Raw genomic sequence first — 26,292 nt, forward strand, 5'->3', positions numbered from 1 at the left:
ATGTTTCGCAGGCCGGACCGCCCGTAAACGCGGTCACGACACTCGCGTCGTTGCCGGGCCCGGGTGATGCTGAACGAGGGGGCCAGAGAACCGTCCAGCGATGCTCCCCCAGGGTTCCCGCCAGGCCACGAGTAGCCGTCAGCACTTCGGAGCCGGACTGCTCAAAACGCTTAAGCAGCGCCTCATCGCGCTGACCACCAGGGGGGCCCGCGAGGACAACCTTGACCCGGCCGAGCACCGCCTCGGCACCGCCCACATGATCGGCATCAAAGTGGGTCAACACGACAAGGTCGATCCGGTCGACGCCAAGCCGATTGAGGCACGCGGAGATCAACTCGGGCTCTTGGCCGGTATCAATGAGCGCGACTTCTCCTGCGCTTCTGATGACCAGTGCATCCCCCTGGCCAACGTCGCACGCCGCGAACTGCCAGTCCTGCGGGGTCGTGGCCGCGCTACGCAGCGCGCTGCCCACAGCTGACCCTGCTGCAACTATCGCAATGCAGGCGAGCGCCATCGCCGCAGACGATCGAACCGCTCTCCGGCGAACGAGAACCGCCATAAGAGCGCACGTGGAGACCGCCGCACAGGCAGCTAGCCCTGCCACGCCCTCCCACCACGGGATCTGCGAGTTCGGCAAACCCGCGAACCACGTCGCCACCGCGGCGATCCAGGCTGCCGGAACCCAGGCGACCAACGCAATGAGCTGCGCGAGAGGGGGCCAAAGCCCCGCCACAATGCAGGCCGCAAGGCCGACGACGGTGGCCACGGGCGCAGCCGGGGCCGCGAGGATGTTCGCCACCACTCCCCAGACGGGGATGCTCGGCGAAAGCAAGATAATGACGGGCTGGCACGCAAGCTGAGCAGCAAGGGGCAGGGCAATCACGGCTGCGATAGGGCGCGGCAAGAACCGCCCAAGAACCTCGGTGAGCGGCGCCGCCAACACGAGCAGCCCCGCTGTCGCGAGAACGGACAGGGTGAACCCCAGGTTCCTGGCGAGCCACGGGTCGATAAGGAGCAACACGAGCACGGCCAGGGCGAGTGCGGGGAGCCCGCCAGCCCCGCGGCCCATAAAGCGCCCGGAGAGCACAGCAAGGGCCATGACCGCGGCGCGCAGCACGCTCGGCTCGGGTGTAACCAGCACGACGAACCCGCAGAGCACCGCGACCGCTGTGACGATTCGCAGCCCTCGAGACCACCGCAGCCTCGCGCCCAGCGCCATGACGAGCGCAACGATGATCGCGCAGTTCGCGCCCGAGACCGCGGTGAGGTGGCTCAGTGCACTGAGCTTCATGGCCTCGTCGAGGTCATCGCTCACGAGCGTGGTATCCCCAATCGCCAATCCCGGCAGCAAGCTGCCGCCATCTCCGGGGAGCGAGCCGACGACATCGAGAAACCTCGCGCGCATGCCCGCCGCGGCAGAGACGATTCCCTCTCCTTGCTCAACAACCTCGGCATCATCCGCGGCGAAGATGCGATACGCGGTGCCATCGCCCGGCTCTCCGGCGATCAGCGACCCTGACACCCGCACCGTGTCTCCCACCGCAGCATTGCCGCCGTGCACTGACCCGAAAATCATCACCGGAACCGAGAAGGTGCGCTCATCGAGGGCCGACGCCGGGGCGTTGTACCCGACAGCAAGTCGCGAGACCGTGGCGCGGAAGGGCCCGGGGGCTGAGCCACGCCAGCTCCCCGCAGTCGGCGTGATGTGGTTCGCAACGTCCCCGTTCTGGTCGGCAGAAGCGGTGTCGGACTCTACGGGACGGTGCACCGTCTGAGTCACGGTGGCCACGACCGTCACCTGCCTCGACTGCGCCGCAGCATGCCGAAACTCGGCGGGGTTTCGCCCCTCGGCCGCGCCGCTCGCGCTGAGGAGAACCCCGCCGATACCCAAAAGGGCGAGCGAAGCGGCGGCCCAGACCGACCGCCGACGGCTGTCGACAAGAGCGACCGCAACGAGAGCAAGCGATACTCCCGTCGTGACCCACGCCGCCAGGGCGGGGAGCGCGTCGATTCCGATCGCGATGGCGGCTGCCGCCCACGCAGCGGCGGCGGGCACAACCAACCTGAGGTCCGTGCCGGGAGGCGCCTCGATCACACTGTCACGAGCGAGCGAAAGCCATCCAGGGTCTTCTCCCCGATGCCCGGCACCGCCAAGAGGTCGTCGACGGTGGCAAATCGACCGTTGGTTTCGCGCCAGTCGATGATGCGCTGGGCTACGGCAGGTCCTATGCGCGGCAGTGTCTCGAGGGCGGCCGAATCAGCGGTGTTCACATTGACGAGGCCAGACCCCCCAGGTGAGCCACCCGCCGCAGATGCGCCCGGGGGCACGGGGGCTTCGCCGACAATCGGAACGTAGATCTGCTCCCCGTCACTCACCGGGCGGGCCAGATTAAGTTGGCCACGGTCGGCGTCGGCGGAGAAACCGCCCGCTGCAGCAACGGCATCGACCCCGCGCGCACCATCGTTCAGACGGTAGAGCCCGGGAGCAGCCACCGCCCCGACGACGTGCACGTAGACGGCAATGACGCGGGGAGTCGAGGATGCCGACGGCGGTTGATCGACGATGGTCTCGGTTTCTCCTGCGGCCCCGAACGCGCTCGCGAGCACCATGGCCGAAACGCCCAGTAAGGCGAGAACGAAAACAACCCCCAGCCGCACCTTCACTCGCGGTGGTGCCGACGTCAAGGCCCCGATGCCGCCGGGCGCTGCCCCGTTCGACACGCGGCTGTGCTGGCCGTCCGCCGCGCGCTCTGGCAATCCCATGGGGCGAACTTAGGAGCGGAGACTCGCTGTGCCAGCAACCTTCCGGTCAAACGGGGAAGGCTCCCCCACCGGATACCGGTGGAGGAGCCTTCGCGCTAGGGTGAGCTACTTCTTGGTCGAGATGCTCACGATCTTCGGAGCACGCACGATCACATTGACGATCTCGCGGTCTCCGACAGCGCGGATAGCACCAGCCGTTGCCAGGGCGAGAGCTTCAAGCTCCGCCGGGTCAATCGTGGGGCTCACCTCAAGCTTGTCGCGCACCTTGCCGTCTACCTGCACGACGGCAGTGACGGACTGCTCCACGAGCAGCACCGGGTCGGCCTTGCGCCAGCCGTACGTGGCCACGGAGGCCTCGTAGCCGAGCTTCTGCCACATGTCCTCAGCGGTGTACGGGGCGAACAGGCTCAGGCCGAGAGCGACCGTCTCCGTAGCCTCGCGCACGGCAGCATCCGCCCCTCCGACACCGCCATCAATCGCCTTGCGGGTGGCGTTGACGAGGTCCATGATGCGCGCAACGACAACGTTGAACTTGAACGCCTCGATGAGCCCCGGCGCGTCGGCCAAGAAGCGGTGGGTAACGCGACGAAGTGCTTCGTTGCCCGTTTTCCACTCGACCTCGGGTGCGCTCGTGACATCGCCAGCCAGGCGCCAGGCGCGAGCCAGGAACTTGGCGGACGAGTGAGGCGAAACATCCGCCCAGTCAATGTCGTCCTCCGGCGGACCAGCAAACGCCATCGTGAGACGAACAGCATCCACACCGTGCTTATCGAGCTGCTCGCTCAGCTGAACGATGTTGCCCTTTGACTTGCTCATTGCCGAGCCATCCATGAGCACCATGCCCTGGTTGAGCAGGGCACTGAACGGCTCCGTGAATGACAGGTACCCGAGGTCGTAGAGAACCTTGGTGATGAAGCGCGCGTAGAGCAGGTGCAGGATGGCGTGCGTCACGCCGCCGACGTACTGATCGACGGGGGCCCACTTCTCGGCCTCCTTGGGGTCGAACGCCTGGGTGTCGTCGTGCGGGTTGAGGAACCGCAAGAAGTACCACGAGCTGTCGACGAACGTATCCATCGTGTCGGGGTCGCGACGGGCGGGAGTGCCATCGATCGGGTTGGGAACGTTGACCCAGTCCTCGGCGGCACCCAGCGGCGACGAGCCCTTCGGCTTGAGGTCGAGGCCCTCCGACGGCGGCAGAACAACGGGAAGCTGATCCTCGGGAACGGGGATCAGCGAACCGTCTTCGCCGTGAATGATGGGGATGGGTGTGCCCCAGTAACGCTGACGGGAGATGAGCCAGTCGCGCAACCGGTAGTTGCGGGCAGAGCGGCCCTTTCCATCAGCCTCAAGCTGCTCGACGATGCGCTTGATCGCATTCGCCTTGCTGAGCCCGTCGAGCGGACCGGAATTGATCATCCGTCCCTCGCCTCCGAGCGCCTCGCCCGTGACGGCGGGGTCGCTCTCGGGGAGATCGGGCAGCACCGGGTCGCCATTCTCGTCGGTCTCGATGACGGGGATCGCCCCGGTGACGGGAGCGTTGGTGTCGACGACCACGCGGATCGGCAATCCGAAGGCACGGGCAAAATCAAGGTCGCGCTGGTCGTGCGCGGGAACGGCCATGATGGCGCCGGTGCCGTAGTCCGACAGCACGTAGTCGGCGGCCCAGATGGGAAGGCGTTCTCCGTTGACGGGGTTGATGGCGTAGCGGTGGAGAAAGACGCCCGTCTTCTCCTTGGTCGCGTCCTGACGGTCGATCTCAGACTTTTTCTGCACCTGCGTGAGGTAGGCGGCGAATTCGGCCTTGACCGCATCCTCAGCTCCGTCGATCAACTCTGCGGCGAGGTCGGAGTCGGGGGCGACGACCATGAAGGTCGCGCCGAACAGGGTGTCGGGCCGGGTGGTGAAGACGGTGACGGGCTCAGTGCGACCCTCGATCTCAAAGTCGACATCGGCACCGATTGAGCGACCGATCCAGTTGCGCTGCATCGCGAGCACCTTGGACGGCCAGCTGCCCTCAAGCTGGTTGAGGTCGTCGAGCAAGCGGTCGGCGTAGTCGGTAATGCGCAGGTACCACTGCGTGAGCTTTTTCTTCTCCGCCGTCGCGCCACAGCGCTCACACGTGCCGTCGACGACCTGCTCGTTGGCGAGAACGGTCTGGTCGTTGGGGCACCAGTTGACCCAGGATGCCTTGCGGTAGGCGAGGCCCTTCTCGTACATCTTGAGGAACAGCCACTGGTTCCATTTGTAGTACTCGGGGTCGCTTGTGTGGATCGTGCGGTCCCAGTCGAACGACGCCGCGTACAGCTTCATGCTGCGCTTCTGCTGGTCGATATTGGCGTAGGTCCACTCGCGCGGGTCGATGCCACGGACGATTGCGGCGTTCTCTGCCGGCAGACCGAACGAGTCCCAGCCGATCGGGTGAAGCACGTTGAAGCCCTGCTGGCGCCAGTAGCGGGCGATGACATCTCCCAGCGCATACGCCTCGGCGTGACCCATGTGCAGGTCGCCCGACGGGTAGGGGAACATATCGAGCACATACTTGCGCGGGCGCGTATCGCTGGCGTTTTCTGTGCTGAACGGCTTCAGCTCATCCCACACGGCCTGCCACTTCTGCTGCATCTGCGAGAAGTCGTAGTCGTTGGAGTCTTCGTGCTGCTGGGCCACAGGTCATCTCAATTCGTTGCGGGAGTCGGTGCCGGCGCCGCGACGATCATGGTCGTCGCCCTCAATTCAGCCAGGGGGAAGGCCGAACGGGGCTCGTGGGCGTTGGCCGCGAAGCCAGCGCGCACGGCGCGTCTTCCAGACTATCGAACCAACGGGCTGCATGCGCTCCTCGGCGCCGGCTCCAGCGCTACTGCCCAGGTGAATCCACGTGCCGCAGGTGGGGCCAACGCGGGCTAAGCCCGTCCCCTGACGAGGTGCCTGTGACTCTCCGCTTGACCCACGGTCCAAGGTAGTTCCAGGCCCACGCAGCGTCGTCGCGGAGCGCGTCGATCCTCCGCCGGGTCGGCAGCGGGTCGAACTCCGATGCTTCGACCACATGGTCAGCTCGAAGCTGCGCCATGACACGGTTCGCCATCGTCGCATGCCCAATGCTCGACATATGGAGTCGATCGATGTCCCACATTCGCGGATCGTTGTATTCATCGAAGCGCCAGTAGTCCACGATGAGCGCTCCGCGAACGTCGGCAATCTCGCGAAGAAGCTCGTTGTAGATTGCCGTCCGCCCGCGGGTGCGTCGAAAGATGGGCGATTGTGCGGTGTCGAAGCCCGTAAAGAGCACGACCGTGGCCCCGGATGAGGTCAGCCGCTCGACTGCGGCATCGTATTCGGCCATGAGGTCGTCGATGTCGATAGACGGGCGCAGGATGTCGTTGCCTCCCGCGTACATCGTCACGAGGGTGGGGTCGAGATCGATCGCAGGTTGCACCTGCTCGTCGATCACCTGTCGCAGCTTGCGCCCTCTGATGGCGAGGTTCGCATACTGCGTGTCTGGGTCAGTAGCAGCCAAAAACTCGGCCACCCTGTCTGCCCAGCCCCTGAGGCCATGGGGCAACCCGGGGTCGGGGTCACCGACGCCTTCTGTGAACGAATCGCCCAGGGCGACGTATCTGATGGTCACCCCGCCACACTACTTTCCTCCGCCTGGGACGTCGTCTCCCGGCTCGACGTGACGGCGCGGAGCAGAGCACGCGCCTTGAGCTTCACTTCTGCGAGCTCCTCGTGTGGATCCGATAGTGCGGTGATGCCTCCGCCCGCTCCGATGGTGGCGCCATTGGCATCAATCACAATGCTTCGGATGACCATGGCCAGATCGAGCGAACCGTCGAGGCAGAGCAGGCCAAAGACCCCGGAGTAAATGCCCCGCGGTCGCGCTTCGAGTGAGTCGAGAATGAGCGTCGCCTCGCGCTTGGGCGCGCCCGTCATCGAACCAGCAGGAAAACACGCACGCACCGCTTCGATCGAATCGAGCCCTCGGCATAACCTGCCCTCAATCGTGCTCACGAGCTGATGCACGTGCGGGTAACTCTCCACCGCGAGAAGCGACGTGACTCTCACCGTGGCGGGATCGCATACGCGCGCGAGGTCGTTGCGCATCAGGTCCACGCTCATCAGGTTCTCGGCGCGTTCCTTCTCGCTCGCGAGCAGCTCTGCGGCGAGCGCCGAATCCTCTTCGTGGCCGGATGCGCGCGGCCGGGTTCCCTTGATGGGTCGGGTAGTGACCTCGCCGTCGGCGCTCACGGCGAGAAACTGCTCGGGGGACGCGCTCAGCAGCGCGACGCCGTCGACTCGCAGATACCCGCCGTGGTGAGCCGGGCTGGTTTCTCTGAGGGTGAGGTAACTGGCGAGGGGGTCGTATTCGCCGGGTACCCATGCTTCGTTGGTGAGACACAGCTGGTAGGCGTTGCCCGCGGCAATGTGCGCCTGGCACTGCCCGATCAGGTCGAGATAGCGGGCATCGTCGCTGTGCCAGCGCGCGAGTTCCTCCCCCGGTTGCAGAGCTGGATCGGCGGGTATGACAACCCGGCCACGCTCGACACCGGCGAGCGCCTCACAGACCTCATCACGCCATCCGGCAAGTTCACCCCACCAGTCCCCATCGGAGTTCGCTTCGACAAGGGCTACGAGCGCTACCGTGCGGGCGGCGTGGTCGAATACGACGGCGCGGTCCACGAACATCCAGGCGGCATCCGGATGCTCGGATCGGTGGGGCGCCTCTACCCCCAGGGTCTGGCCGCGCAGTTCATAGCCGAGCCAGCCGACCCAGCCGAGGCCGAAGCCGTCCGCTCCCGGCTCGGTTGCTGCGCGCGTTTCGTGGAGCTCCTCGCTCAGGGCTTCGAGGATGGGGCGATCCTGACAATCAGAGATAACGCGTGACGAGGCTCCCATGGCGCTGCGACCGCTCGATGCGTCGATTCCGCTATCGAGCCAGAACGCGCAGTGGGCATCGGCAAACAAAGCGAGAAACACCTGGGAAGGGTCGATCCACTCCCCTAACGGATGTTTCATAACTCTGCGACGCATACGCTAACCCTATGAGTGCGCAACCGAGTCTGCTGTGGTCGGGAGATCGTCTCGTAGCGGAGGATCACCCTGGCGAGCTGGCTCCCCTCGTCGTTGCCGACTCATGGCTCGTGGTGGACGGCCGCGCTCGAGCCCTCTCCCTTCACCGGGAGCGCTTTGTGTCGTCGGTGAGCACTGTCGCAGGCAATGGTGCTGCGGATGCCGCCGCGGCGGTGTGGGAATCAACGCTCGCCGAGTTGCCACGCCGTGGTGCCTGGTTCCCCCGCGTTGAACTCAGGGGCACCGGCGCCGATAGGACTTTTCGGGTTCTCGTGCGGCCGGCTCCCGCACTCACCCGCAGCGTGACACTGACAACGTTCGAGGGCGACGACCCGCGAACCACTCCGTCAATCAAGGGTGCCTCCCTGGAGACGCTCGAGACCCTGCGGGCGCAGGCTCGCGCCGACAGCGGAGCGGACGACCTTGTGCTGCTCTCTCCCCTTGGGCACATCGCGGAGGGTGCCGCCACCGCACTGATGTGGTGGCGGGGGGACATCCTGTGCCTACCAGCAGAAGAAATCGAACGTGTTGACAGCGTGACCGCGAGATCGATAACCGCCCTTGCCACGGCGCTGGGCGTTTCCCTCTCGTGGGAGACGACAACTCCGGACGAACTCGACGGTTTAGAAGTGTGGGCGGTCAACGCTCTCCATGGGCCGAGGATCGTGAAACGATGGGTAGACGGGCCTCCGCTCGCGGAATTGCCCGGCAGGCTTGCGCTCTGGAGCAAACGACTCGACACCCTTCGCGCACCACTCGCGCCTGCACCAGAGCTAACCACTCCGTGATCGGCCGAAAGACACCGCTATGAACGAAATACTCGACTGGATTCTCGAAGTGGTTCAGTCGGTCGACCCTGTGCTTCGCACGATCATTGCCGGCATCGCGATCCTGCTCGAAACCTCCGTGCTCGTAGGCCTGGTAGTTCCGGGCGACACTGTGGTGATCGTTTCGGCAACGGCGGTGAGCAGCGTCGCTGAGTATGTGTGGTTGCTCGTCGCCGTCGTGGTCGGAGCCCTTATCGGTGAGTCGATCGGGTTCGCCCTCGGCCGCTTCTTTGGCCCCAGCATCCGAACGAGCAGAGTGGGCCGGTGGATCGGCGAGAAACACTGGGTCTCTGCGCAGAACTACACGGACCGACGCGCTGGTATTGCCGTCTTCGTCTCGCGCTTTCTGCCCGTTCTTCACTCGCTTGTTCCCCTAACCGTGGGGATGAGCACCATGCGGTATCGCACCTTCATCGCCTGGACCGCTCCCGCGTGTGTGCTCTGGGCGACGGGTTACATCACGGTGGGCTGGCTCGCGGCTGGCTCCTACCGCGAACTCTCCGAGCAACTGCACACCGCCGGCTACATCTTCGTGGGCATCATCGCCGCGTTTCTCCTGCTGGTGGTGGTCGGCAAGCGGCTGCTACACCGGCTCGAGCGGCGCTACATGCAGCATCCGGGAGACGGCGACGCGACGACGGTCGACGAAGACCCAGCAGACGCCGATGATGCAGCCGCTGACGATGCAGATGCTAACGATTCGGCGCGCTAGCGGGGCGGATGCAGGCGGTCACGGTCTTTGCGGGGCAGCTGGTCAACGGCCAGGTAGTACGAATCTCGCACCGCGGTTTGGATGAGTTCACGGGATATTCCGACACCGGGTCCGAGTGACACCCAGTTGTCCTTGTCGAGGTACCGCCCTGGAGTGGCAGTCGGATGCTCGCGCACCAGAGCGTCCACCTGCGGTGGTTCGGCCTTGACGGTGATGATCTGCTCGTCAGGGTCCTCTGTGACGATGAGAAAAACGCGGCCGGCGACCTTGAAAACTAGCAGGTGCGGCGTGAATGGATATCCCTCGGTCACGTCGGCCATCGACTGCGCCGTCTCCCGCGCCGTCTGCTGAAGCTCGCTGCCGCTCGGGTTCGTGCGCTGAGTGGTGTTCACTGCGGATGAACCTCCCATCGGCTCGATTCTCCTACCGTACGCGGGGCGAATGCCGCCAGCCGCCAGCCGATAATCCTCTCGCGTTAACGACTGAACGCCGCCCATCCTCTCGGATGCGACGGCGTTCAGGGATCGCGTAGCTTATGCGGCGAACTGGGGGGCCAGGTAGCCGTGAACCGCGGTGCGAATTTCGTCGATCACTGCCTGGTCTCCGTTGGCATCGAATGCAAATGCCCTCGCGAGGAGTGCATCGATGATCTGGAGGGCAACCTCGATACGAAGCTGGAGCTCCGACTCGGGGGAATCGACCTGCTCGGCGATCGCTGAGACGATGACGGCGGCAACGACAGCGCCGTTGGTACGGTCGCCCTCGCGGGGGCGGACGTCGATGACGTCACCGAAGCGAAGCGAACGGAAGCCCGGCTTCGTGGCGAACGACTTGACGGCGGTCTCGATGACCGCGTCCATTGCTTCGCTCCAGCCGGTGACGGTGTCGGCGCGAAGAGCGTCGCCGACCTCCTGCACGAAGTCGGTCAGAAAGCGAACGCTGAGGCTCTGGAGAACCGCAATGCGGTCGGGAAAGTAACGGTAGACGGTGCCGATTGAGGCTCCGGCGCGCTCGGCAACCATGGCGGTTGTAAGGCGCTCGTAACCGATTTCATCGATTACTTCTGCGGCCGAGTCGAGCAGACGGGTGAGGCGGGCGGCGCTTCGCGCCTGGACCGGTTCGTTGCGCAGAGATGCGGTCGCATTCTGCAGGGTCGAGTCCAGATCGGGGTGGGGCAAGGTGGGGGCTCCTCTAAAGATTGTTCAGCTTCAGATTCTATCGCGCCCCCGAGGTGGGGGCGTGCGGGAGCCAACTTCCAGCGAATGTCTGGGCAAATTATCAGGGTGCCAACGACCCGAGCACCATGCCCCCAGCATCCCTCGCGCCTGGGCGTGACAGACTGGGGTTATGCCACGGCTCCACACAGCGACACCGAGCGCACTAGGGACCGGCACAGTTCCGCACCTCGCCTCTCGCATCGAAGACACCATTCATGAGTTTCGCGAGCGCAGCGCCCGTCGCAGAGGACACACCCCCACGGTGATTCCGTACTCCGGGTACGGCGCTCCCGGCTGGGTTCGCGTGCTGGGCAGGGTCCTGCTCTCCAAGCCGGGCTCCGCGTCTCGGTATCGCAAGATCAGGGGATGGCGGAGCTTCACGAGCGTGCCTCTCAATGACGTCGAGGTTACGGTCACGATCGGCGGCGTTAGCCACACGGTCACCGCAGACCGCGGCGGAGTCATCGATTCGGTGGTCGAGGCAGATCTCGCACCGGGCTGGCAGACGATAACCATCGGCATCGACGGTGGCGAACCATCGGAGGCCCCGGTCTTCATCGTGGACCCGGATGTTCGATTCGGCCTTGTCTCAGACGTGGACGACACTGTCATGGTCACCGCATTGCCTCGCCCCTTCCTCGCGGCGTGGAACACCTTCGTGCTCGACGAGCATGCGCGCCGCCCCGTGCCAGGCATGGCCGTTCTCTATGAACGAGTGCTGCACGACCATCCCGGCGCCCCCTGCTTCTACCTCTCCACGGGCGCGTGGAACGTGGCCCCCACTCTCACGAGGTTCCTGGCCCGGCACCTGTACCCGAGCGGTCCCCTGCTTCTCACCGACTGGGGTCCGACCCACGATCGTTGGTTCAGAAGCGGCCGAGACCACAAGGTGCACAATCTCGAACGCTTGGCCTCTGAATTCCCTCAGATCCGTTGGCTCCTCGTGGGCGACGACGGCCAGCACGACGAAGAAATCTATTCGGAGTTCGCGGCAGCGCACGCGGGGCAGGTTCAGACCATTGCCATTCGTCAACTCTCTACGGGTGAGGCGGTGCTCGCGGGTGGACGAAAGAGCGACGATGACGCGAGAAGCCCCGCCGAAACGCGGCGCATTTATGCGCCAGACGGTGCGGGCCTCGCCGAGCAGCTTTTGGGGCCAGACCCGCGCTGACAAGACGGGTCACGGCGGGTGCGCCGGCTAAACCGCTGAGTGAGACTCATGGGCTAGCGTGGATAGTTGCGATCCCGTCGCAGATGTGAACGAAAGAGGCACCGATGATCGAGCACGGCCCCGTTGAACGAAACGAATTTGCCATCCGCACCCTTGCGGTTTCGCGGGTTACCCGCATCGGGGCATCGTTTGTTCGCATCACCCTCACCGGCGACTCGCTGGCCACTTTCTCGAGCACAGGCCCTGCGGATCACGTCAAGGTCTTCTTCGCCGACCCCGCCACCGGCGTGTTGAGCGTCCCCGTAATGACCCCGGAGGGCCCCCGTCGCCCCGAGGGCGGCGTCGTGGTCAGCCGCGATTACACCCCGCGCGCGTTCCGGCCCGCGACGGAGGATTCCCCAGCGGAACTCGATCTCGACTTTGTTGTGCACGGCAGCGATGCCCCCGCGAGTTCATGGGCCGAGTCAGCAGCCCCCGGCGACAGCCTCACCATCGCAGGCCCCCGCGGCTCACGCCCCGCTCCCACTGGCATGAAGCGCGTCGTGCTCGGGGCAGACGAGACCGCGCTCCCCGCGGTCGCCCGCTGGATTTCACACTTGCCCGAGTCCGTCGAGATCTTTGCGTTCGTCGAGCTCTCTCACGACTCCGATGCCGTCTACCTCTCCCCTGCAGATGTCAATCGCGCCCACGTGATCTGGCTACCCAAGGGCGAATCTGCCCTGGAGCGGGCCATCCGCAACCTTGGCCCGATCGAGGATGACACCTACGTTTGGGTCGCGGGCGAGGCGGGGGCGCTCGTGCCCATCCGCCGCTACCTGCGCCGAGAGCTTGCTCTGCCCGCAAGCCAGGTCAAGGTCGACGGATACTGGAAGAGCGGCGAAGCCGGGCGTGATCACCACGCCCCCATCGACGAGAGCGATCCCGAAGACTAAGGTCAAGCCATGCCGATGAGGATCGAAGATTACGCCCTCATCGGAGACCGCCACACGGCGGCCCTCATCGGGCGCGACGGCAGCATCGACTGGCTGTGCTTTCCTCGCCTCGACTCGCCGTCAATGTTCGGAGCGCTTCTCGGGTCTGAACAGCACGGCCGATGGCTCCTTGCTCCAGCGGACCCTGTGCTCGAAACGCACCGTCGATACGACGGCGAGACGTTTATTCTCGTGACCCGCTGGGTGACTTCGACCGGCGAGGTCGAGACGACCGAGTTCATGGCGTCGGGCGATCGACGTGCCGACATCATTCGACGCGTGCGAGGCATTCGCGGCACGGTGCGGATGCAGCACGAGCTGCGAGTGCGCTTCGGCTACGCAAGCGCGATGCCGTGGATGCGCCAACAACCCGAAAAACGCAATCACGCGCTCGTCGCCGTGGCCGGCCCCGACGCCGTGGTGGTGCGCGGCCCCAAACTTACCGCTGTCGATCACGCGCACGCCGGTGAATTCGCGGTAGCCGAGGGCGAGACCGTTGACCTGAGCCTGATCTGGTACCCCTCACACCGGCCTGTCCCTGGCCCGGTTGACGTGGACGGCTCGCTGCGCGAGACGCGAGAATCATGGACCTCGTGGGCTGGGTCGACCGAGGTCCCTGGCAGCTATTCCGCCGCAGTGCGGCGTTCGCTTCTGGTGCTGCGGGCGCTGACCCACGAGGACACGGGCGGAATCGCCGCGGCAGCGACCACGAGCCTGCCGGAAACCTGGGGAGGCGTTCGCAACTGGGACTACCGCTTCGTCTGGCTGAGGGATGCCTCCCAGACAGTGGAGGTGCTGCTCAGTCGCGGGTTCAGCACCGAGGTCGAACCGTGGCGCGGGTGGTTGCTGAGGGCAATCGCTGGGGCCCCCTCAGACGTCCAGATCATGTATGGCCTTGGGGGCGAACGTGAGCTCGTTGAGTCTGAAGTTCACACCCTGCCCGGCTACCGCGGCGCGGCGCCCGTGCGCCGCGGCAACGACGCTCACACACAGTTTCAGGGTGACGTCTTTGGCGAGGTGATGCTCGCACTGCACAGGGCCCGAGACAAGGGCATCACCGAGGGGCGTTTCTCCTGGCCCCTGCAACGCTCCCTCATGGCCTTCGTCGAGGAGGTATGCCACCGCCCTGACAGCGGAATCTGGGAAATCAGGGGCCCAAGCCGCCACTTCACTCACTCCCGAGTCATGATGTGGGTGGCGTTCGACTGCGCTATTCGCGGGGTGCGGGAGCACGGCCTCGACGGGCCCGTCGATCGCTGGGAGATCGCGCGCCGCGACCTCGCCGACGAGATCGAGACGCAAGGATTCAACACGGAACTCGGCAGCTACGTGCAGTTCTACGGCAGCACCGAAGTGGATTCCTCGCTGCTGCAGCTCGCCCAGGTGGGCTACCTCGCCCACGATGACCCCCGGATGCTCGGCACGGTCGCAGCAATCGAACGCACCCTCATGAGAGACGGGTTGCTGCTGAGGTACCGCACGGAAGCCGGCATCGACGGGCTTCCACCGGGCGAGCATCCCTTTCTCGCCTGCTCGTTCTGGCTGGTCGAGCACTACGCGCTCAGCGGTCGACTCGACGAGGCAATCGTCCTGATGGATCGCCTGGTCGGGTTCAGCAACGACGTGGGGCTGCTGTCGGAGGAATACGACGTTGAACATCGCTGTCAGGTCGGCAATACCCCGCAGGCGCTCTCGCATCTCGCCCTCGTGCGTGCTGCCGGGGCCATTGACACCGCAACCGCGATGACCAGCGCCTGATGTCCACGACAACGACACTGTCCCGCCGGGACGCCATGCGCCTCTCCCGGCTACGCCTAACCGCGCAGAAGGTCGCCCCTGCGGCCGGCCCGGCTCTCACTCCCTCCGCTCTCGTCCGCCATCTGTTCGCGCTCCAGGCTCAAGATCTTGCTGCCTCCACATGGGCGGTGGCGCTGCGCAGCCCCGGCACCACCGAAACTGACGTCGCTGAGGCCCTTCGCGAGGGCAGCATCGTGCGGTCGTGGCCCATGCGCGGCACGCTCCATCTGGTCGCCCCGGAGGACCTCGATTGGATGCTCCGACTGACCGCGCCACGAACAATCGCCTCGGCGGCGCCCCGGTTTGCCGAGACGGGGCTGACCGCCAGGATGCTCGATCTGGCGGCGCACGTGGCCCACGACCGGCTGGCAGGCGGGCGCGCTCTGACCCGGGCAGCGCTTGTCGCTGCCCTCGCGGAGGCAGGGGTGCCCACGGCTGGCCAGGGCGGCTATCACTGTCTCTGGTTTCTCGCCCACAGCCGCGTCATCTGCGCCGGACCCCCGAGCGGGAAGCAGCAGACGTTCGTTCTGCTCGACGAATGGGCACAGAACCCTCGGCGGATCGAGGGCGACGAAGCCCTCGGCGAGATGGCCTCCCGGTACTTCGTAGGGCACGGCCCTGCTACCGTGCGAGATTTCGCCTGGTGGGCTTCTCTCACTCTCGCTCAAGCTCGCCGGGGTCTCGCGGTCGCCGAGGCAGGACTGGCCTCCATCGCGGTGGGCGATACCGTCTACTATCTCTCCCCCGAACTGTTGGATTCGGGGCCGGCGCCGTCGGCATCCGGGGTCTTTCTCTTGCCCAGCTTCGACGAAATGTTGCTCGGCTACCAGGACCGCAGCGCGACTGTGCCGCCAGAGCACCTCACCTCCGTCGTACCGGGCAAGAACGGCCTTTTCCTGCCCGTCATCGTGGCAGGGGGCACCACGGTCGCCACGTGGCGGCGCACCATCGCGCGATCTCACGTCGATATCACCGCGACACCGTTCACGACCATGTCGGCGACGGTGAAACGAGGCTACGAGCGGGGCGCCCGCGCGTATGCGCGATACCTGGGCGCCTCCCTTATGCCCTCGGCCGACTACGGTGTCGCCACGCCGTAGCGACCCGGGTGCTTGACCCTGTGTTGGGCGGCTGATAACTTGCGAGCTGTCGGAATGTCGGGGCCACCCACCCCGCCGACACGACGGATGTTTGCTCCACCCTGAGCCGCATCCCGTCGCCGACTCCCTACCCGAGTTTGTTACCCGAGAGCGTTACCCGAAATGTCTCTTCCGCACGCAGAGTTCGCTGCTGCCTACTCCGCGGCGCCCGTCAGCACCATCGCGACGGTCATCGTCGCTGGTGTCGTCCTGCTCGCGGGAATCGGCATGTACCTCCGTCACATCCACACATCTGCCGGACTCTCGAGAACTCACACGATCGGCGCGATCGTCAGCGCGTGCGCCGTCACGGTCGCAACCCTCACCCTCACGGTGTCCCTCGCCACGGTGCCACCGGCATCTGCCGAACCGCCGACGCTCACAACAGACGACACCGAGGCCGTGCAGCCCAGTGACGCGCCAGGGCTCCAGCTGCCCACACTGTCGGTCGAATAGCGCCCCACCGCCGCCAAACAAAGCGGCTACGGTGAATACATGAGACCGTTCGCCACTGTGAGGGCCACGGCTCGAGCCCCCGTAATCCAGGTCGTCAAGACCTCGGTCGCCATCATCGTTTCGTGGTTGATCTGCGCCCCGCTTCTCGGCCAGCCCCTGCCCGTTTTCGCCGCGATTGCGGCACTGCTGGTGATGCAGCCGAGCGTCACCCAGTCGCTCTCCAAGGGCATTGAGCGCAGCCTTGGAGTTGTCCTCGGGGTCGTGCTCGCCTATGGCGCTGGTCTCCTCTTTGGGCACTCAAGCGTCGTCGTGCTCATCCTCATCGTCGTGGCACTCGTGCTCTCGTGGGCCCTGCGGCTCTCGCCGGGGTCGGCCAATCAAATCCCCATCAGCGCGATGATCGTCCTCGCCGTGGGCGGAGGCGATAACCCTGCCTACGCTGCCGAGCGCATCATCGAGACCATCATCGGCGCTGTCGTGGCCCTCGTCGTGAATATGGCCATCGTGCCTCCCGTGCAGGTCGCGCCCGCCGTCACGAGCGTTAAGCGCCTTGCAGCACAGGTTGCCGAATCACTCGATGCGCTGGCAGACGCGCTCATGACGGTGACTCCCCGGGACCAGCTCTCGGCGATGCTGACCCACGCGAGATCCCTGCGCCCACTTCAAAAGAGCGCGGCAGAAGCCATCAGCAACGCCGAGGAGAGTCTTCTGCTTAACCCCCGGAGCGCGAAGCATCGCGCCCAACTGGCGCGTCTGCGTGATCTGCTAGCGCGACTCGACGTGCTTGTGACGCGGGCCATCGGCATGACGAGAGCGGTGCACGATCACTACGACGCTGGTCTGCCCCAGGAACCCATCGCAGCATCCATCGCCCGTGAACTCACCAGGGCTGCCCATGATCTGAGGCTGCTCGCAGAGATCGCCACGGCTTCGGAGAAAGCGTCAAGCGCCACGATGGCCGAGCCCCCGGCGCTCACCTCGCCGCTCTCGGTCGCGGCCCCGCATCCTGAGCACTGGATCTTGATCGGTTCTCTGCTTGAGGACCTGCGCAGGGTTCGCGAGGCGATCATCGACGAGGCCGACTCGTAGCGCCTACAGGTTCCAGTTGAGGGTTGCGAACTCCTCGAGAGAAATGCCCAGCTGACTCGCATGGTGGGCGACAGCGGACCGAGCCTCAAGGGTCTCCACATCGTCCCGGACCAGCACGTTGAGGCCCGCCGCCATCACGACGGTCTTGGCAAATCGAACCACCAGCAACCCGCGCTCCGGGCTCGTGCCTGCGACGCTCCAGCGCGTGGCGACCGGTTTGCGAAGGCCCTCTCCGCGCCAGACGAACTCTCCGCGCACGAAGCGTGACTTGCCCTTGATCACTCGGTGCCGTCCGTCCGCAGCGTCGAACTCGATCGTCTCGCTGATGACGAGGGGGTTGGCCGACGCGATGCCGTAGTGATAGCGGGGCCCAGTGGCCCGCCCGCGCGTCCAAAACGGCACATTGCTCGCCTCAAGCCGCCACGAACCGGGTAGCGACTCGGCTAGTTGGTGAACTGACGGATTGGTTGGCATGGCAACACCCTAGCGATGCTGGATGGATGCCGCATGCCCTGGCCAAGGTCAGCTCACAACCGCGAGACCTCGGTGATGCGAACGACCGCCACGCCCTGCTCGTCGCTCTCGGCGAGGTCGACCGTCGCGCTGATTCCCCAGTCGTGATCGCCGTCCGGGTCGTCGAAGATCTGGCGCAGACGCCACATTCCGGGCTCCTTCTCCACGATGAGCAGGGCGGAACCGCGGGCATCCGCACCCGTCAGCAGGTCGTCGTGGTCGGCCCAGTAGCCGTCCATGGCCTCGCGCCACGCATCGCTCGTGAACCCACTTGCCGCATCCAGCTCGCCGAGCTGCTCGTAATCCTCGCGCTCGGCCAGAAGCACACGGCGGAACATCTCGTTGCGCACCAAGACCATAAAGGCTCGCTCGTTCGAGGTGACGCCCCTCGGGGTCGGGGGCAACGCCGGCGCGGAACTGTGATGCTCGGGGTCGGGGTGGGTCATCTCCTCCCATTCATCCAGCAGGCTCGAATCGACCTGCCGCACCATCTCGCCCAGCCACTCGATAATGTCGCGAAGCTCGTCGTTCTTGAGCTCATCCGGGATCGTCTGCCGCGCGGCCTTATAGGCGTCGGACAGGTAGCGCAGCACAAGCCCCTCGCTGCGAGCGAGCTTGTAATAGCCGATGTAGTCGTTGAACGTCATGGCTCTCTCGTAGAGATCCCGCACGACCGACTTTGGCTTGAGTTCGAAGTCGCCAACCCACGGCTGCGACGCACGATAGGTGGCGAATGCAGCCTCGAGCAGCTCCTCAAGGGGCTTCGGATACGTCACCGATTCCAGCAGCTCCATGCGCTGGTCATACTCGATTCCTTCGGCCTTCATCGCAGCCACCGCTTCGCCGCGTGCCATCGACTGCTGGGCGGACAGCACCGGCCGCGGGTCTTCGAGAGTGGACTCCAAAATCGAGATGATGTCGAGCGCAAAACCTGGCGGGAACTCCCCCACTGAGCCGTCGGCGTTCTCAGCCGGGCTGATGAGGTCAAACACGGCAAGCGCAAACGGCGATAGCGGCTGGTTCAGCGCGAAGTTGGGCTGCAGGTCGACCGTGAGCCGGATGCTTCCCCCGCCGTCTTCGACCACCCCGGCGGTGCGCAGGGTGCGATAGATGGCGAGAGCCTGGCGCAGCAACGCCAGCTGCTTGAGCCGAGGCTCGTGGTTGTCTTCGAGCAGCGCGCGCGTCTCGGCGAACGCATCTCCGCCCCTCGCAATCACGTTGAGAAGCATCGAGTGGCTCACATTCATCGTTGACGTGAGCTTCTCGGGCTCGGCACCAATGAGCCGTTCGAAGCTCGGCTGCCCCCATGAGACAAACCCCTCCGGCGCCTTCTTGCGCACGAGCTTCTTCAGCTTCTTGGGGTCATCCCCTGCCTTGGCCACGGCCTTCGCATTCTCTGACTCGTGCTCGGGCGCCTGAACGACGACCGTGCCGGCCGTGTCGAACCCCGCACGCCCCGCTCGCCCCGCGATCTGATGGAACTCCCGCGCAGTGAGCTGGCGCATCCGCGTTCCATCGAACTTGGTAAGACCCGTCAGCAGCACGGTGCGGATGGGCACATTGATGCCGACACCGAGAGTGTCGGTGCCGCAGATCACACGAAGGAGGCCTCGCTGGGCAAGCTGCTCAACGAGCCGCCGATACTTGGGGAGCATGCCGGCGTGATGCACACCAATGCCCGATCTCACGAGGCGAGAGAGCGTGCGGCCAAAGTTGGTGGTGAACCGAAAATCGCCGATCGCCTCGGCGATCTCGTCGCGTTGCTCCCTGCTGGCAACCTTGATGCTCGTGAGCGCTTGAGCACGCTCGAGGGCCGCTAGTTGCGAAAAGTGGACGATGTAGACGGGTGCCTGGTGGGTCTGCAGAAGCTCCTCGACCGTCTCATGCACCGGTGTCGTCACATATTCGAAGTGGAGAGGAACCGGGCGATCGACCCCTGTGACGGTTGCGGTCGGTCGGCCCGTTCTCCGGCTCAGGTCGAGAGCGAGCCAATCCACATCACCGAGGGTCGCCGACATGAGGATGAACTGCGCGCGGGGCAGTGTGAGCAGAGGCACCTGCCAAGCCCACCCACGCTCGGGCTCTGCATAGAAATGAAACTCGTCCATCACGACCTGGCCCACCTGGGCATCCGCACCCTCGCGGAGGGCGAGATTTGCAAGGATCTCGGCCGTACAGCAAATGATGGGGGCGTCGGCGTTCACGCTCGAATCGCCCGTGACCATGCCCACGTTCGCTGCGCCGAAGATCTCGACGAGGGAGAAGAACTTCTCTGACACGAGCGCCTTGATGGGTGCCGTGTAATAGCTGCGTTGCCCCTGCGCCATCGCCGCAAAGTGCGCTCCGATTGCCACGAGCGACTTGCCAGACCCCGTCGGTGTGCTCAGGATGAGGTTCGACCCGGAGACGATCTCGATGATCGATTCCTCCTGCGCGGGATAGAGCGAAAGCCCTCTCCCCTCTGCCCACTCAGAAAACGCATCGAATGCGGCGTCAGGGTCCCAGGGGCTAGGGGCGAGCTCCGGCAACAGGCGGGTGGTGGGAGTGCTCGCATCGGAATTCATCGTGGTTCGATCCTGCCCTACTCGGCAGGGAGTTTCTCGCGTCCCGCGGCGACACCCCGCGGCTTTATCCGGGCTAACGCGGGCTATGACACATAGGGCGGGCGAGCGGGGGCAACGCGGGGGATGCGGCCAAGCCACGGTGCAAAAAACAAGATTGCGGCCGCGACGCCGCACACGATGAGCCAGCCCGGCTGCAGCCCCGCGGCCGTCAGCGCGGAGATGGCGCTCCCGAGAAAGACTCCCCTCAGCACGGTTCCCGCCCACCACACCGACTCCGCCTTGAGCGGAGGCTCGCCGTCGTTTCGCTCGGCGGCGAGCGCCGACGATCTGCGCCAGGCCACCATTGCGCCGTATCGCCGCCATAGCAATTCGTTGAGCCACAGCCCGATCGCGGCGAAGGCCACCGCAACCACATATTTGTTCACCCCGTCGGCACCGAGAAGCCAGCCAAGCCAGCCTGCCTCGCCCACCTGCCCCATAAGGCCCCTCAACGAATCCAGAACCGACTGCGCGAAACCGGCCGTGATGCCCGGGCCCAACGCAACCAGGGCTGCGCTGAACAGCACGAGCACACGATTGAGCCCGAGGGCGCGCACACCCTCGACATGAAGCTGCGTGCGCAGAAGCTCACCCGTAGCCTTCGCCGCATCGCGCGTTATCGCGCCCGTCTGCGCTGGCGATGGTGGCCCCGTCACGGTGGACGAGTCGAGCACGAGGCGCGCCAACGGGTCGATCACCTGCACGATGTTCTGGGCGTAGCTCTGGTGGTCGGTAAGAGGGAGCGCGGTGTTGTGTAGCGGGTGCTCCTCCGGCCCCCTCGCGGTGGGGGTGCCCCGCGGTTCCAGCCCAAAGCTCTCGTACCAGCGCTCCCGCCGAGCCGCCGCATCCGTGGAGATCGGCCCCGCCGCGAACGGGTCCCAGATGCCCCAAAAGTTGAGCCATCGAATCTGCTGAGCGGCAAGCGACCATCCCCGCACAGGATTAATGAGCACGGGTGTCTTGCCGATTCCGGCCGCCGCCACCGCGCCAGGGCGAGTAGCGCCCTTCACCCACTGGGCCTCGCCGAGCAGGGTGATCGCCGCACCCACCGTGAGGAGAGCATCGACGCGGGGCGGTTGGATGCCGTCGGGTTGGTTAAAGAGCAGATCGGCCGTGATTGCCGCCCCCTCCGAGTGAGCCACCACAATGAGCCGCGTCTCAGCAGTTGCCGGGTCTGGGAGACCCTCTCGTGCAGCCGTGAGCGAGTCTTCCACCGCCTGCCGCATTGCCGCAGCCCTCACGGGTCTGCGAGTCCACACCGCGACGTCACCGACAAAGTCGACGACGGCATCCACCATCCCCTGCAGAAGTCGCCCCAGCCCCGGCAAAAACAGCAGCGGGCCGATCACGAGCAAAGCCACGCTCAGCACGAGAGACGCGACGAACAAAAACCACCAGAGCGCGGCCACAAGAACCGCGACGAGCGCCCCCACAATGAGCGTCCAGATCCACCGCACTAACCAGAGGATGCGCCACCCCACTCCGACGACGCGACCGCGCGGCCTGGCCTCGCTGACGAGCAAGCCCATGTTGCGCGTAAAGTGCCCGCCGAGACGACCAACGGTCCGCCAGAGAAACCCGAGGCCCCAGCTAAAAATCTCACCGCGCTTCATCGCGAGAAAAGAATCAGACCAGCGCGCCTCCGTGACCGTGAGATCGAGGATTCTGCTTCGGCCGCTTTCGTCGAGATATTGGGCGGAAATGCTCACGCGTCCTGGCTGATCGTCACCGAGCACAACATCCGAGAACCGCACACCCTGGCCGACACCCAGCCTCCATTCGATGCGGCGCACAAGCGGCTCCGCCCATTCCAGGAGCGTCTCCGACGACTTCTGATGGCCCATGCCGTGAACGACGACGAGCGCGACGCTGTTGACCGCGTGATCATCGCTCGTCATTGCGTTCCTCCGCACCGTCATCGGGGGTGAACAAAGCTGGCCTGGCGTTTTCACCCTACGCCCGTCGTGAGCATTCCACAGCCCGCGCGGCCCCGCCCTCGCGGGCCCTGCTCCGCAGCGGAATTGCAGCCGTAGCCAGGTAGAATCAGCCCAATGACTGCAGCACCCGAATCGTCGACCGACCTGCCCGAGGTCGCTATCGATCCCGACGACCTCGCCACAACACTTCGCGTTCTCGCCTCGATGGATGACATCGACGAGGAGCACCCCGACTTCATCACCGTGCGCCAGGCGACCGCACGCATGTTCAAGGCCGTCAAGCGCAACCGACGGCTTGAAAAGCGCGCCGTCATCGCGGAATCCGATCGCGCGGTTGTCGCGGCCACCGCGACGGGCGCTCCTGACCGCATCGACGATGAAACGCGAGGTGTTCCCCTCGAATCCGGCACCGAAGCTCCCGTCGCCGGGCATCTCATCAAGTCCCGGGCGTGCTACATCTGCAAGCAGCACTACACGCAGGTCGACGCGTTCTACCACCAGCTCTGCCCCGAGTGCGCAGCGTTTAGCCACTCCAAGCGCAACGCTCATGCCGATCTCACCGGCAAACGGGCGCTCCTCACGGGCGGGCGGGCCAAGATCGGCATGCACATCGCCCTTCGCCTGCTGCGCGACGGCGCCCACACCACCATTACGACCCGATTCCCTCGTGATGCCGTCCGCCGGTTCTCTTCACTTGAGGATTCCGGCGACTGGCTTCACCGCCTGCGAATCGTCGGAATCGACCTGCGCGACCCCGCCCAGGTCATCGGCCTCGCTGACTCGGTTGCGGCGCAGGGCCCGCTGGACATCCTCATCAATAACGCGGCCCAGACCGTGCGTCGCTCGCCCGGTGCCTACAGCGCCCTCGTCGACGCGGAGCTTGCCCCGCTGCCCGACGGCCCGCTGCCCGAGCTCGTGACCTTTGGGCACACCAATGACGCGCATCCGCTCTCGATCGCTGCGTCGGTGAGTGCGCATCCGCTGCTCGCCCGCACTGCCGTGGACGCCGATAAGAAGACTTCGGCCGAACACCTGGCAGCAGAGGCCATGATGGCGGGTTCGTCGTCCCTCGAGCGGCTGGCCGCTGGCACGGCAATCGATGCGGGAGGCCTCATCCCCGACGAGGATCACATCAACAGCTGGACCCAGCATGTTCAGCAGGTGGAGCCGCTCGAAATGCTTGAGGTGCAGCTCGCCAATGCGACGGCACCGTTCTTGCTGATCAGCCGCTTGCGCGCCGCTATGGCCGCATCGCCTTCCCGGCGCAAGTACGTGGTCAATGTCTCTGCCATGGAGGGCCAGTTCGCTCGCCGCTACAAGGGGCCGGGGCATCCGCACACCAACATGGCGAAGGCCGCTCTCAACATGCTCACCCGCACGAGCGCGGGAGAAATGCTCGAGACCGACGGCATCCTGATGACCGCCGTCGACACAGGGTGGATCACCGACGAGCGCCCCCACCACACCAAGATCCGCCTCGCCGAGGAGGGTTTTCATGCCCCCCTCGACCTCGTGGACGGAGCCGCCCGCGTCTATGACCCGATCGTGATGGGCGAGGCGGGCACCGATCTTTTCGGCGTTTTTCTCAAGGACTACAAGCCAGCAGCGTGGTGACCGACCTTTCCAGCCTTGCGCTCGGCACGCGTGTGGTCGTTCGCTCGCGTATCGATGGCGGGTTCACCGACGCTGTCGGCTTTCTTCGGCAAACGGATGCAACGCACTGCGTTATCGAGACCAAACGCGGGCTCGTTTCTATTGCGTTAGACGACATAGTCGCCGCCAAAACGGTTCCGCCTGCCCCGCAGCCACGGTCGCCTCGGCGCTGAGGAATAACGCCGGAGCACGGCAGTGCCTTATCGTCCGTGCTGGTAACCGTGCTTCCCAATGAGGGGAACGAATACCACCCCGAGAAGGCTCTCCTCAGCAAAGTCGTCGCCGCTTCTCGTTGCCCGCATGAGTTGTTGGTGCCCGCGGCGGCGCTCCACGGGCATGACGATACGACCACCATCCGCAAGCTGCTCAAGGAGCGGCGATGGTATCTCCGGGCCGGTTGCCGTGACCACGATCGCATCGAACGGTGCAGCATCGGCGAGGCCCACCGTTCCATCTCCCACATGGACCTGCACCGTGTCGAATCCGACACGCTTCAGGGTTTCGGCCGCCCGCGCCGCCAGGGTTGCATGCCTTTCTATCGTGTGGACCTCGGCCGCGAGGCTCGCAAGCACCGCCGCGCCGTAGCCAGATCCGGTGCCGATCTCGAGCACCGTGTCGCCAGGGGCGATGCGCGCCGCCTCCGCCATGAACGCCACGATGTAGGGCTGGGAGATGGTCTGGCCATCTCCGATCGGAAGGGGGTTATCGTCATAGGCCGAGGCGCGCGAATACTGCGGCACAAACTCCTCGCGTGGCACCCGCGCCATCGCAGCGAGCACCCTCTCGTCTCGGATGCCCCTGTCTCGCAGGTCGTGGTCGACCATGCGCACTCGTCTGCTTTCGGTCGTCATTGTCGTGCTCCCGTTGCTCTAGCGCCCTCCCAGTTTCTGCGCACCCTCTGAAAGACCGCAGGGAACTCCAGAGCGTGAGTTGCCCAGCGAGTGGGCGCGCGAAGGGGACGACCAGTGCACCGTTCGTTCACACGACGTAGCCCATTTCCCAATTGTCGGCTCGCCTCAAGGGGTCGATTAGGTCCGTTTTGAGTGCAAGTACAGCAGCTACAGCAATAATTGATAGACACAATGATTACCGAGAGCTACTGTTTGTGAACAGTAGTAAGAGGCCCCTGCGCACAGCGCCCGGCCATGGCACCGCGAATCGATGGAGATCCTCATGCCCAGCACACTGACGCGCAGCAACACGCCAGCGCCCTCCCCCTCGGCGGAGACACCGCCAGCCGTGCGAGTCGACAAGCTGCGCAAGCGCTTCCGCCGAGAAGACGGAACAGAAGTGTTGGCCATCAACGATGTGTCGTTCGACGTGGACCCTGGCGAGTTCATTGTGCTTCTCGGGCCGAGCGGATGCGGCAAAACCACGCTGCTGCGCACAATCGCCGGTCTAGAGACCCCCGACGACGGCACGATCGACATCGGGGGACGCACCCAGTTCTCATCGGAACTCGGCATTTCGGCACCGCCGGAGCGTCGCGGCATCAGCATGATTTTTCAGTCCTATGCACTGTGGCCGCACATGACCGTATTCAAGAACGTCGCCTACCCGCTCACCAGTCGAAAAGGTGTCAGGCTCACCAAGGCAGAGGTTGCCGCGCGCGTTCGGGAGGCGCTCACCCAGGTGGGCATCCCCGAGCTCGAGGAACAGTATCCGAGCCAAATGAGCGGCGGGCAGCAGCAGCGCGTCGCGCTCGCTCGTGCCCTCGTCTCCAACGATGAGCTCATTCTGTTTGACGAGCCACTCTCGAACGTCGACGCCAAGGTGCGAGAGCAACTGCGACTCGAACTGGTGTCGATGCAGAAACGACTCGGCTTTTCGGCTCTCTTCGTGACCCACGACCAAACGGAGGCCATGGAGCTCGCCACGCGCATCGCTGTGGTTGATGCCGGTCGCATCGCACAGTTCGCGACCCCTCGAGAGATCTACTCGGCACCGGCCACCCGCTATGTCGCCCGCTTCATCGGCGCCATCAACGAGAGCGAGGGCCGTGTAATCGAGGTCACCGCGGCGCACATCGTGCTCGACACTGAGCACGGGCGCATCGTCTCGACCGACACCTCCGCACGCCTTGACGTTGGCGATTCCGCTGTTGCACTGTGGCGCCCGGAGCGGGGAATGCTCGGAGCCGAGGAACCCAGTGTGGCGAACCGTTGGCTGGTCTCCGTCGACGCGTCCATGTTTGTCGGCTCGCACACCGAATATCTCGTGAGGAGCAACGCGATGACCGCTCGGGTGTGGAGCCCACGCTCAGAAGAGTTTGACCCGCACGCCGCCACCTGGCTCGGCGTGGCTGCCACCGACGTTCGCGTGTTGCCGATCACCGACGGCGGAGAAGCCGTAACCGCCTCGATCACGACGGGATATTAGG

The 26,292-nt window shown here is 65.2% G+C and carries 22 protein-coding genes; 11 read left to right on the forward strand and 11 right to left on the reverse strand.

Annotation, left to right across the window (positions count from 1 at the left end; all coding sequences use genetic code 11):
* The 5 genes from AC062T_RS09925 to AC062T_RS09945 form a co-directional block, all read right to left on the reverse strand.
* Nucleotides 1–2,095 (reverse strand): ComEC/Rec2 family competence protein (locus AC062T_RS09925; protein WP_476029607.1); only part of this gene is annotated, 2,095 nt, incomplete at its 3' end.
* A complete protein-coding gene (locus AC062T_RS09930) occupies nt 2,092–2,763 on the reverse strand; it encodes a helix-hairpin-helix domain-containing protein (RefSeq protein ID WP_476029609.1) in 672 nt (223 codons plus the stop codon). The genes AC062T_RS09930 and AC062T_RS09925, both read right to left, overlap by 4 nt.
* Nucleotides 2,764–2,868: 105 nt before the next feature.
* Nucleotides 2,869–5,427, reverse strand: a complete 2,559-nt coding sequence (gene leuS / locus AC062T_RS09935) for a leucine--tRNA ligase (protein ID WP_476029611.1) — start codon at nt 5,425–5,427, stop codon at nt 2,869–2,871.
* 187 nt (nt 5,428–5,614) lie between these two features.
* On the reverse strand, nt 5,615–6,385 hold the full coding sequence (locus tag AC062T_RS09940) for an SGNH/GDSL hydrolase family protein (RefSeq protein WP_476029612.1): 771 nt from the start codon (nt 6,383–6,385) through the stop codon (nt 5,615–5,617).
* A complete protein-coding gene (locus AC062T_RS09945) occupies nt 6,382–7,788 on the reverse strand; it encodes an anthranilate synthase component I family protein (RefSeq protein WP_476029614.1) in 1,407 nt (468 codons plus the stop codon). Before AC062T_RS09945 ends, AC062T_RS09940 begins: the two co-directional genes overlap by 4 nt.
* Nucleotides 7,789–7,799: 11 nt before the next feature.
* On the opposite strand from AC062T_RS09945, the gene AC062T_RS09950 reads away from it, so the two are divergent.
* Together AC062T_RS09950 and AC062T_RS09955 are read left to right on the forward strand one after the other, a co-directional pair.
* Nucleotides 7,800–8,615: an aminotransferase class IV gene (locus AC062T_RS09950; RefSeq protein ID WP_476029616.1), complete on the forward strand. Its 816-nt coding sequence runs from the start codon at nt 7,800–7,802 to the stop codon at nt 8,613–8,615.
* Nucleotides 8,616–8,634: 19 nt separating this feature from the next.
* The gene (locus AC062T_RS09955) at nt 8,635–9,366 is read left to right on the forward strand and encodes a DedA family protein (protein WP_476029618.1); all 732 of its coding nucleotides are present in this window, start codon (nt 8,635–8,637) and stop codon (nt 9,364–9,366) included.
* On the opposite strand, the gene AC062T_RS09960 is transcribed toward AC062T_RS09955, so the two are convergent.
* Complete coding sequence (locus AC062T_RS09960; protein ID WP_476029620.1) at nt 9,363–9,776, reverse strand: MmcQ/YjbR family DNA-binding protein; 414 nt, start codon at nt 9,774–9,776, stop codon at nt 9,363–9,365. The genes AC062T_RS09955 and AC062T_RS09960 overlap by 4 nt on opposite strands.
* Before the next feature lie 123 nt (nt 9,777–9,899).
* Nucleotides 9,900–10,544: a TetR/AcrR family transcriptional regulator gene (locus AC062T_RS09965; RefSeq protein ID WP_476029622.1), complete on the reverse strand. Its 645-nt coding sequence runs from the start codon at nt 10,542–10,544 to the stop codon at nt 9,900–9,902.
* A gap of 169 nt (nt 10,545–10,713) precedes the next feature.
* Here AC062T_RS09965 and AC062T_RS09970 point away from each other — a divergent pair, with 169 nt between their 5' ends.
* The 6 genes from AC062T_RS09970 to AC062T_RS09995 all read left to right on the forward strand — a co-directional run bounded on the left by AC062T_RS09970 (nt 10,714) and on the right by AC062T_RS09995 (nt 17,206).
* Entirely contained in the window at nt 10,714–11,754 is a 1,041-nt protein-coding gene (locus tag AC062T_RS09970; protein WP_476029624.1) for an App1 family protein, read from the forward strand.
* 104 nt (nt 11,755–11,858) lie between these two features.
* Nucleotides 11,859–12,686 (forward strand): siderophore-interacting protein, encoded by an 828-nt coding sequence (locus AC062T_RS09975; RefSeq protein WP_476029626.1) that lies wholly within the window; start codon nt 11,859–11,861, stop codon nt 12,684–12,686.
* Between the two features lie 9 nt (nt 12,687–12,695).
* Nucleotides 12,696–14,483: a glycoside hydrolase family 15 protein gene (locus AC062T_RS09980; RefSeq protein ID WP_476029628.1), complete on the forward strand. Its 1,788-nt coding sequence runs from the start codon at nt 12,696–12,698 to the stop codon at nt 14,481–14,483.
* Nucleotides 14,483–15,622: a winged helix DNA-binding domain-containing protein gene (locus tag AC062T_RS09985; RefSeq protein ID WP_476029630.1), complete on the forward strand. Its 1,140-nt coding sequence runs from the start codon at nt 14,483–14,485 to the stop codon at nt 15,620–15,622. Before AC062T_RS09980 ends, AC062T_RS09985 begins: the two co-directional genes overlap by 1 nt.
* Nucleotides 15,623–15,784: 162 nt before the next feature.
* Nucleotides 15,785–16,117: a hypothetical protein gene (locus tag AC062T_RS09990; RefSeq protein WP_476029632.1), complete on the forward strand. Its 333-nt coding sequence runs from the start codon at nt 15,785–15,787 to the stop codon at nt 16,115–16,117.
* A gap of 39 nt (nt 16,118–16,156) precedes the next feature.
* Nucleotides 16,157–17,206, forward strand: coding sequence for an FUSC family protein (locus tag AC062T_RS09995; protein WP_476029634.1), 1,050 nt, complete (start codon nt 16,157–16,159; stop codon nt 17,204–17,206).
* A 3-nt stretch (nt 17,207–17,209) separates the two neighbouring features.
* Here the strand turns inward: AC062T_RS09995 and AC062T_RS10000 are convergent, their stop codons facing one another.
* From AC062T_RS10000 to AC062T_RS10010, 3 genes are all read right to left on the reverse strand, one after another.
* Nucleotides 17,210–17,680 carry a hypothetical protein gene (locus tag AC062T_RS10000; protein WP_476029636.1) on the reverse strand — a complete coding sequence of 157 codons (471 nt, stop codon included), beginning with the start codon at nt 17,678–17,680 and terminating at the stop codon, nt 17,210–17,212.
* A gap of 53 nt (nt 17,681–17,733) precedes the next feature.
* Entirely contained in the window at nt 17,734–20,283 is a 2,550-nt protein-coding gene (locus AC062T_RS10005) for a DEAD/DEAH box helicase (RefSeq protein ID WP_476029638.1), read from the reverse strand.
* A gap of 83 nt (nt 20,284–20,366) precedes the next feature.
* Entirely contained in the window at nt 20,367–22,220 is a 1,854-nt protein-coding gene (locus AC062T_RS10010; protein WP_476029640.1) for a hypothetical protein, read from the reverse strand.
* A gap of 153 nt (nt 22,221–22,373) precedes the next feature.
* Here AC062T_RS10010 and AC062T_RS10015 point away from each other — a divergent pair, with 153 nt between their 5' ends.
* Complete coding sequence (locus AC062T_RS10015; protein WP_476029642.1) at nt 22,374–23,873, forward strand: SDR family NAD(P)-dependent oxidoreductase; 1,500 nt, start codon at nt 22,374–22,376, stop codon at nt 23,871–23,873.
* On the forward strand, nt 23,870–24,085 hold the full coding sequence (locus AC062T_RS10020; protein WP_476029644.1) for a putative acetyltransferase: 216 nt from the start codon (nt 23,870–23,872) through the stop codon (nt 24,083–24,085). The genes AC062T_RS10015 and AC062T_RS10020 overlap by 4 nt, the downstream gene beginning before the upstream one ends.
* Nucleotides 24,086–24,112: 27 nt before the next feature.
* Here the strand turns inward: AC062T_RS10020 and AC062T_RS10025 are convergent, their stop codons facing one another.
* Nucleotides 24,113–24,763, reverse strand: coding sequence for a protein-L-isoaspartate(D-aspartate) O-methyltransferase (locus AC062T_RS10025; protein ID WP_476029646.1), 651 nt, complete (start codon nt 24,761–24,763; stop codon nt 24,113–24,115).
* 322 nt (nt 24,764–25,085) lie between these two features.
* Between AC062T_RS10025 and AC062T_RS10030 the strand changes: the two genes are divergently transcribed.
* Nucleotides 25,086–26,291, forward strand: a complete 1,206-nt coding sequence (locus AC062T_RS10030; protein ID WP_476029648.1) for an ABC transporter ATP-binding protein — start codon at nt 25,086–25,088, stop codon at nt 26,289–26,291.
* The last annotated feature ends 1 nt before the right edge of the window (nt 26,292 follow it).

The organism is Homoserinimonas sp., from assembly GCF_056262345.1.

What these genes read in the sequence shown, in the direction of transcription:
- AC062T_RS09930 (WP_476029609.1), bottom strand. Translation starts at nt 2,763, where the DNA reads ATGGGATTGCCAGAGCGCGCGGCGGACGGCCAGCACAGCCGCGTGTCG.
- AC062T_RS09945 (WP_476029614.1), bottom strand. Translation starts at nt 7,788, where the DNA reads ATGCGTCGCAGAGTTATGAAACATCCGTTAGGGGAGTGGATCGACCCT.
- AC062T_RS09950 (WP_476029616.1), top strand. Translation starts at nt 7,800, where the DNA reads ATGAGTGCGCAACCGAGTCTGCTGTGGTCGGGAGATCGTCTCGTAGCG.
- AC062T_RS09955 (WP_476029618.1), top strand. Translation starts at nt 8,635, where the DNA reads ATGAACGAAATACTCGACTGGATTCTCGAAGTGGTTCAGTCGGTCGAC.
- AC062T_RS09960 (WP_476029620.1), bottom strand. Translation starts at nt 9,776, where the DNA reads ATGGGAGGTTCATCCGCAGTGAACACCACTCAGCGCACGAACCCGAGC.
- AC062T_RS09970 (WP_476029624.1), top strand. Translation starts at nt 10,714, where the DNA reads ATGCCACGGCTCCACACAGCGACACCGAGCGCACTAGGGACCGGCACA.
- AC062T_RS09975 (WP_476029626.1), top strand. Translation starts at nt 11,859, where the DNA reads ATGATCGAGCACGGCCCCGTTGAACGAAACGAATTTGCCATCCGCACC.
- AC062T_RS09980 (WP_476029628.1), top strand. Translation starts at nt 12,696, where the DNA reads ATGCCGATGAGGATCGAAGATTACGCCCTCATCGGAGACCGCCACACG.
- AC062T_RS09985 (WP_476029630.1), top strand. Translation starts at nt 14,483, where the DNA reads ATGTCCACGACAACGACACTGTCCCGCCGGGACGCCATGCGCCTCTCC.
- AC062T_RS09990 (WP_476029632.1), top strand. Translation starts at nt 15,785, where the DNA reads ATGTCTCTTCCGCACGCAGAGTTCGCTGCTGCCTACTCCGCGGCGCCC.
- AC062T_RS09995 (WP_476029634.1), top strand. Translation starts at nt 16,157, where the DNA reads ATGAGACCGTTCGCCACTGTGAGGGCCACGGCTCGAGCCCCCGTAATC.
- AC062T_RS10000 (WP_476029636.1), bottom strand. Translation starts at nt 17,680, where the DNA reads ATGCCAACCAATCCGTCAGTTCACCAACTAGCCGAGTCGCTACCCGGT.
- AC062T_RS10005 (WP_476029638.1), bottom strand. Translation starts at nt 20,283, where the DNA reads ATGAATTCCGATGCGAGCACTCCCACCACCCGCCTGTTGCCGGAGCTC.
- AC062T_RS10010 (WP_476029640.1), bottom strand. Translation starts at nt 22,220, where the DNA reads ATGACGAGCGATGATCACGCGGTCAACAGCGTCGCGCTCGTCGTCGTT.
- AC062T_RS10015 (WP_476029642.1), top strand. Translation starts at nt 22,374, where the DNA reads ATGACTGCAGCACCCGAATCGTCGACCGACCTGCCCGAGGTCGCTATC.
- AC062T_RS10025 (WP_476029646.1), bottom strand. Translation starts at nt 24,763, where the DNA reads ATGACGACCGAAAGCAGACGAGTGCGCATGGTCGACCACGACCTGCGA.
- AC062T_RS10030 (WP_476029648.1), top strand. Translation starts at nt 25,086, where the DNA reads ATGCCCAGCACACTGACGCGCAGCAACACGCCAGCGCCCTCCCCCTCG.